The sequence below is a fragment of the Streptomyces sp. 5-10 genome (genome assembly GCF_014712245.1).
Classification (GTDB): domain Bacteria; phylum Actinomycetota; class Actinomycetes; order Streptomycetales; family Streptomycetaceae; genus Streptomyces; species Streptomyces violaceusniger.
In genome coordinates this window covers 1-7,331 of record NZ_JACVYG010000127.1, presented here as the reverse complement: position 1 = coordinate 7,331, position 7,331 = coordinate 1, and the positions used below count along the sequence as shown (strand labels likewise).

1 protein-coding gene and 1 pseudogene are annotated in these 7,331 nt (G+C 73.5%); both read left to right on the top strand.

The genetic code is table 11. The features are described from left to right. Window positions 1–5,985, top strand: a 5,985-nt coding sequence (locus tag IEJ02_RS47225; protein ID WP_191070421.1) for a type I polyketide synthase, incomplete at its 5' end; no start/stop codon positions are given. A 42-nt stretch (window positions 5,986–6,027) separates the two neighbouring features. Next, window positions 6,028–7,331 (top strand): annotated as a pseudogene (locus IEJ02_RS47220) (type I polyketide synthase); the annotation flags it as partial.

Genomic DNA, 7,331 nt, shown 5'->3' with positions numbered 1-7,331 from the left:
CTGCTGCTGGAACGGCTGTCGGACGCCCGGCGCAACGGGCACGACGTCCTGGCGGTGATCCGTGGCTCGGCCGTCAACCAGGACGGCGCGTCCAACGGGCTCACCGCGCCCAACGGCCCTTCCCAGCAGCGGGTGATCCGCCAGGCCCTGGCGAGCGCCGGGCTGTCGCCGGCCGACGTCGATGCGGTGGAGGCGCATGGCACGGGTACCACGCTGGGTGACCCGATCGAGGCACAGGCGCTGCTGGCCACCTACGGTCAGGAACGCCCGGCCGAGCAACCGCTGCTGCTGGGCTCGATCAAGTCCAACATCGGCCATGCCCAGGCGGCGGCGGGCGTGGCGGGTGTCATCAAGATGGTGCAGGCGATCCGGCACGGCACACTGCCCGCCTCCCTGCACATTGACGAACCCACTCCCCATGTGGACTGGGAGAGCGGTGCGGTGCGGCTGCTGACCGAGGCGGTGGAGTGGCCGAACGGTGAGCGACCGCGCCGGGCCGGGGTGTCCTCCTTCGGCGCCTCCGGCACAAACGCCCATCTCCTTCTTGAGCAGGCCCCCGAGCCGGTCGAGCACGTCACGACCGAGCCCGTGGCCTCCCCCGACCTACGGGCCGTCCCATGGGCGCTGTCCGCGCGGAGCGCGGAGGCGCTGCGTGGCCAGGCGGCCGCGCTGGCCGAACGCGTCGCCGGGCGCTCGGAGATGTCGGCGGCCGATGTGGGCTGGTCACTCGCCACCACCAGGTCGCTCTTCGAGCACCGGGCGGTGGCGTTGGGCGATGACCGCGCGGAGCTGCTGTCCGCCGTGGAGGCGCTGGCCACCGGGGAACCCCATCCGGGTGTGGTGCTCCCCGGCAGCGGAGCGGCGGGGAGCAAGACGGTGTGGCTCTTCAGCGGTCAGGGGAGCCAGCGCCAGGGGATGGGGGCCGGGCTGTACGACCGGTTCCCGGTGTTCGCCACCGCGTTCGACGAGGTCTGCGGACTGCTCGACCCCCACCTGGAACACCCCCTGCGCGATGTGGTCTTCCACGGTGTGGCCGAGCGGCCGGGGCTGTTGGACCACACCACCTACGCCCAGGCGGGGCTGTTCGCGCTGCACATCGCCCTGGCGCGGCTGCTCGACGCGTTCGGCGTACGCCCGGACGCCGTCATCGGGCATTCGATCGGCGAGATCGCCGCCGCCCATGTCGCCGGGGTCTTCGACCTCCCCGACGCCTGCCGGCTCGTGGCCGCCCGCGCCACGCTCATGGGCCAACTCCCCACCGGCGGAGGCATGGTCGCCATCGCCGCCACGGCCGAGGAACTCGCCGAGGACCTGGCGGCATACGACGGTCAGGTGGGCATCGCCGCCCTGAACACCCCCGGCAACACCGTGGTCTCCGGTCCGATCGAGCTGGTCGCCGACATCCGCGCCACCTGGGCGGCGAAGGGCCGCAAGACCAGGGCCCTGGCCGTCAGCCACGCGTTCCACTCCCCGCTGATGGACCCCATTCTGGAGCCGTTCGCGCAGGCCATCGACGGTCTGACCTTCCACCGGCCCACCCACCCGGTGCTCAGCAACCTCACCGGTGAGCCGGCCGACGAGGAGATCGCCACGCCGGGCTACTGGGTGCGGCACATCCGCCAACCCGTGCGATTCCACCCCGCCGTCGCTCATATCGCGCCCGAAACCGGTGTCTTCCTTGAGCTCGGCCCCGACCCCGTCCTGGCCACCGCGACCCAGCACACCCTTCAGCACCTCGCCGCCGACGAGGCGACGGCCGACACCGACGAGGGCGTGGGCGAGGGTGTGGGCGTGAGCGAGGGCGGGGCCGGGCGGCCGAGCCCACTGGTGGCGGCAACCCTGAGCCGTAAACGGCCCGATGCCCACGCCCTCGGCCACGCCCTCGCCCAACTGCACACCCATGGCACCGATGTCGACTGGCCCCAGTGGTTCCCGGCCGATCCGGCGCCCCGGACGGTGGATCTGCCGACGTACGCCTTCCAGCGCGAGCGCTACTGGCTGGCGGCGGGTGGTGGCGTCGGGGATGTGGGGGCCGCCGGGCTCCAGCGCGTCGAGCACGCGCATCTCCCGGCGGCCGTCGGGCTCGCCGACGGCGGGGTGGTGCTGACCGGCCGGATCTCGGCCGGGGGCGCCGGAGGCTGGCTGGCCGAGCATGTGATGGCGGGCGCCGCGCTGGCGCCGGGCGCGGCGCTGGTGGAGTGGGCGCTACGGGCCGCCGACGAAGCGGGCTGCGGCGGGGTGGAGGAGCTGGCGCTCCAGGTCCCGCTCGTCCTGCCCGCGTCCGGTGGACTGCGTGTGCAGGTGGTGGCCGGCGTGGCCACCGAGGACGGCCGGCGCGACGTTCGGGTGTACTCCCGGCCCGACCGCGATGTCGAGCCCGGCGCCGACCCCGGTTGGGTGTGCCACGCCGAGGGCATCCTCGGCCCGCCGTCCCCGCGGAGCCCCGCGCGGGGTCCGGTGGACGAGCCGGGCCGGGCATGGCCTCCGGTGGGCGCGGAGCCCGTACGGCTGGAGGGGTTCTACGAGCGCGCCGAGGCGTCCGGGTACGCGTACGGGCCGTCGTTCCGTGGACTGCGGGCGGTGTGGCGGGACGGCGCCGATGTGCTCGCCGAAGTGGCGCTGCCCGAGGCCGCCGGAGACCCGGAGGGGTTCGGTATCCACCCGGCACTGCTGGATGCCGCGCTGCATCCGGCGTTCCTCCTGGACCGGCCCGAGGAGGACCACGACGACGGCCGGGTGTGGCTGCCGTTCGCCTGGAACGGCGTGTCGCTGTGGGCGGGCGGTGCCACGACCGTACGGGTCAGGCTCTCGCCCCAGCGGCAGGAGGCGGGTGGCGCCGAGGGCGAGCGCGGGCTGCGGGTCGAAGTGGCCGACGCCGTGGGTGGTCCGGTGCTGACCGTCGACTCGCTGGTGATGCGACCGGCCGCCGTCGACCAGCTGCGGACCTCCGGCGGGCCGCGGGTGGACGGGCTGTTCACCCTGGAGTGGACGCCTCTGCCCGTCCCCGCGCAGGACACCGACGCGGAAGGCCAGGAGCCGGATCCGGTGGACGGTGGCGGTTGGGTGGTTCTGGGGCCGCGGGAGTGCGGGCCGATGGTGCCGGACGCGGTGCGCCATCCGCATCTGGAGGCGTTGGTGTCCGCCCTCGGCGGTGACGCCCCCGCCCCTTCGGTGGCCATCGCGTATGTGTCCGGCCTCGGTGACCCGTCCGAGAGCCGGCTGGATACGGACCTGGCGGCCGCCGGTCTGGCGGCCTCGGAGCGGGCGTTGGAGCTGGTACGGGGCTGGCTGGCCGAACCTCGGCTGGCCGACGCCCGGCTGGTGGTGGTCACCCGGGGAGCGGTGGCGATCGACGCCCCCGAGGCGGAAGGCGCCGCAGTCGGCGGCGTGGACATGGCCGGGGCCGCCGTATGCGGGCTGGTGCGCAGTGCGCAGGCGGAGAACCCGGGGCGGTTCCTGCTGGTCGATCTCGACCCGGACGCCCAGCCGCTCGCGGAGGGTGTGCGCGGCGCGGTGGCGTGTGCGGTGCGTCTGGACGAGCCGCAGGTCGCACTGCGGGCGGGACGGCTTCGGGTACCCCGGCTGATGCGTGCCGGTGGCGTGAGCAGCGGGGGTGTGGCCGCACTGGTGGGACAGCCCGCATGGCGGCTGGAGCTGACCGGCGCGGCCACGGTGGAGAACGTGAAGCCGGTGCCGTGCCCGGAGGTGCTCGAACCCCTCGGACCGCGCCAGGTGCGGGTGGCGGTGCACGCGGCCGGTATCAACTTCCGCGACGCGCTGATCAGTTTGGGCATGGTCCCGGACCAGACCGGGCTCGGTGGCGAGGGCGCCGGCGTGGTGCTGGACATCGGCCCCGAGGTGACCGGGCTCGGGGTGGGCGACCGGGTCATGGGGGTCTTCGACCGCGCGTTCGGACCGACGGCGGTGACCGACGCCCGGATGGTGGCGCCCATTCCCGCCGGGTGGAGCTATCCGCAGGCGGCCTCGGTGCCGGTGGCGTACCTGACCGCCTGGTACGGCCTCGTGGAGCTGGCCGGGCTCCGGGCCGGGGAGTCGGTCCTGATCCATGCCGCGACCGGCGGTGTGGGCATGGCGGCCGTACGGATCGCGCGCCACCTGGGGGCGGAGGTCTACGCGACGGCGAGCCCGGCGAAGCACGGGGTGCTGGAGGAGATGGGCATCGATGCGGCGCATCGGGCGTCGTCGCGCGATCTGGACTTCGAGGAGGTGTTCCGCGAGGCCACCGGCGGACGTGGCGTCGATGTGGTGCTCAACAGCCTCGCCGGACCCTTCGTGGACGCCTCCCTGCGGCTGCTGGGCGAGGGCGGTCGGCTGATGGAGATGGGCAAGACCGACCTCCGTGACCCCGAGCGCGTCGCGGAGCAGCATCCGGGGGTGACATACCAGGTCTACGACCTGATCACCGACGCCGGACCCGAACGCATCGGCCGGATGCTGGGCGAACTGGGCGAGCTGTTCACCACCGGAGCGACCGGCCCCGGCGCGGCTCCGCTGCCGCCGCTGCCGGTGCGGACCTGGCCGCTGAGCCGGACACGTGAGGCGCTGCGCCACCTCAGCCAGGCCAAGCACACCGGCAAGCTGGTCCTGGACGTCCCCGCCCCGGTGGACCCGGACGGGACGGTCCTCATCACCGGTGGCACCGGCACGCTGGGCGCCCTGGTCGCCGAACACCTCGTACGGGACTGGCGGATCGGGCATCTGCTGCTGGTGAGCCGCCGGGGCCCGGACGCGCCGGGCGCCCAGGACCTCGCCGCCCGGCTGACCGCTCTGGGCGCGCGGGTACGTATCGTCGCGGCCGATGTCACCGACGGGGCGTCCGTGGCCGACCTGGTGGCGGGGGTCGATCCCGAGCATCCGCTGACCGGAGTCATCCATGCTGCCGGTGTGCTGGACGACGCGGTCGTCACCGCGCAGACTCCCGAGCGGCTGGCGCGGGTCTGGGCGGCGAAAGCCACGGCCGCGGCCCATCTGCACACCGCGACGGCACATCTGCGCCTGGGCGCGTTCGTGCTGTTCTCGTCCGCCGCCGGGGTCATGGGCAGCCCGGGACAGGCCAACTACGCGGCGGCCAACGCCTTCTGCGACGCGCTGGCGGCCCACCGCCAGGCACTGGGCCTGCCGACGGTCTCGGTGGCGTGGGGCCTGTGGGCCGAGGCCAGCGAGATGACCGGCGGCCTCGCCGACGCGGACCTGGCCCGGATGTCCCGCTCGGGCGTCACCGCGATGGCCGCGGACCACGCCCTCCGGCTGCTCGACGCGGCGTCCGAGCACGGCGGCCACCAGCTGATCGCGGCGGATATGAACACCCGCGCCCTCGCCGCCCAGCCCGCCGACGGCCTCCCCGCCACGCTCCGCGCCCTCGCCGCCTCCGGTGCCGGTGGCGCCGTGGCGCGGCGTACGGCGGCGGCAGCCGGGGCACGGCCGGACGACTGGGCCGACCGGCTGGCGGGCCTGTCCGCCGCGGAACAGCGCCGCGCCGTCCTCCAGTTGGTCCGTGGCCATGTGGCCACCGTGCTCGGACACGCCGACGCCGAAGCGGTGCAGGCCGACACCAACTTCAAGGAGCTGGGCTTCGACTCGCTGACCGCTGTCGAACTGCGCAACCGGCTCGCCGCCGCCACCGGTCTGCGCCTGCCCGCCGCCCTCGTCTTCGACTATCCGGACGCCGCCGTGCTGTCCGACTACCTGCTGGAGCGCATCGCCCCGGCGGTCGGCGCACCACCGGGCCGGGGAGGCGCCGATCCGGTGCTCAACGAACTGGCCAGGCTCGAAGCCACCCTGATCGGCCTCGAGATGGAAGAGGACGATTCGGGGGCGGTCACGGCACGGCTCGAAAGCCTGCTGGCGAAGTGGAAGGCGACACGAAAGTCGGCGGAGGAAGAGATGACCACCGCGGAGAGGCTGGAGTCCGCGTCCGCGGCCCAGGTTCTCGACTTCATCGACAACGAACTGGGTGTGTCCTAAATGTGCCGGGCGCGACGACCGCTGAGGGCCGGGTGAAACCTCATGGTGAACGTGAATGAAGCGAAGCTGGTCGAGTATCTCAAGCGCGTTTCCGCGGATCTGCACGATACGCGCCTGCGTTTGCGTGAGGTGGAGGAGCGATACCAGGAGCCGATCGCGGTCGTGAGCGTCGCCTGCCGGTTCCCGGGCGGGGTGAACACGCCCGAGGACCTGTGGCGGCTGGTCGCGGACGGCGTGGACGCCATCGGGGACTTCCCCACCGACCGCGGATGGGACCTCGACAGTCTCTACCACCCGGATCCGGACCACCCCGGCACCACCTATGTCCGCCGGGGCGGCTTCCTCCACGACGCCGACCGATTCGACCCGCAGTTCTTCGGCATCAGCCCGCGCGAGGCGCTCGCCACCAGCCCCCAGCAGCGACTGCTGCTGGAAACCGCCTGGGAGGCATGCGAACGGGCGGGAATCGACCCGGTGTCCCTCAAGGGCTCCCGGACGGGCGTCTACGCCGGTACGGCCACCACCGGCGGTGCCACATCGGGTGACCTTCCGCAGAAGGGATCCGAGGGATACGCGGGCAACGCACCGAGCCTGCTCTCGGGCCGGGTGTCCTACACCCTCGGCCTGGAGGGACCGGCCGTCACGGTGGAGACGGCGTGCTCGTCCTCCCTGGTCGCGATCCATCTGGCCTGCCAGGCACTGCGGCAGGAGGAGTGCGCCCTGGCCCTGGCCGGCGGGGTGACGGTGATGACCACGCCCGAGGTGTTCACCGGCTTCTCCCGGCAGCGGGGGCTGTCCCCGGACGGGCGGTGCAAGGCGTTCTCGGCGAACGCCGACGGAACGGGATGGGGCGAAGGCGTCGGCCTGGTANCCCTCCCAGCAGCGGGTGATCCGCCAGGCCCTCGCCAGCGCCCGGCTGGCCCCGTCCGAGGTGGACGCGGTGGAGGCGCATGGCACGGGCACCAAGCTGGGTGACCCGATCGAAGCCGACGCGCTGATGGCCACTTACGGCCGCGACCGGCCGGAGGACCGGCCGCTGTGGCTCGGCTCGCTGAAGTCCAACATCGGCCATACGCAGGGCGCGGCGGGTGTGGCCGGTGTCATCAAGATGGTGATGGCCCTGCGGCACGGCGTACTCCCGGCCACCCTCCACGCCGAGGAGCTGACGCCCCATGTGGAGTGGGACGGCGGCGGGCTGCGGCTGCTGACCGAGCCGGTGGAGTGGCCGAACGGTGAGCGCCCGCGCCGGGCCGGTGTGTCGTCCTTCGGGATCAGTGGCACCAATGCGCATGTGATCGTGGAGCAGGCTCCTGATGAGGAGGTGTCGGCGGCGTCTTCTGTGGTGG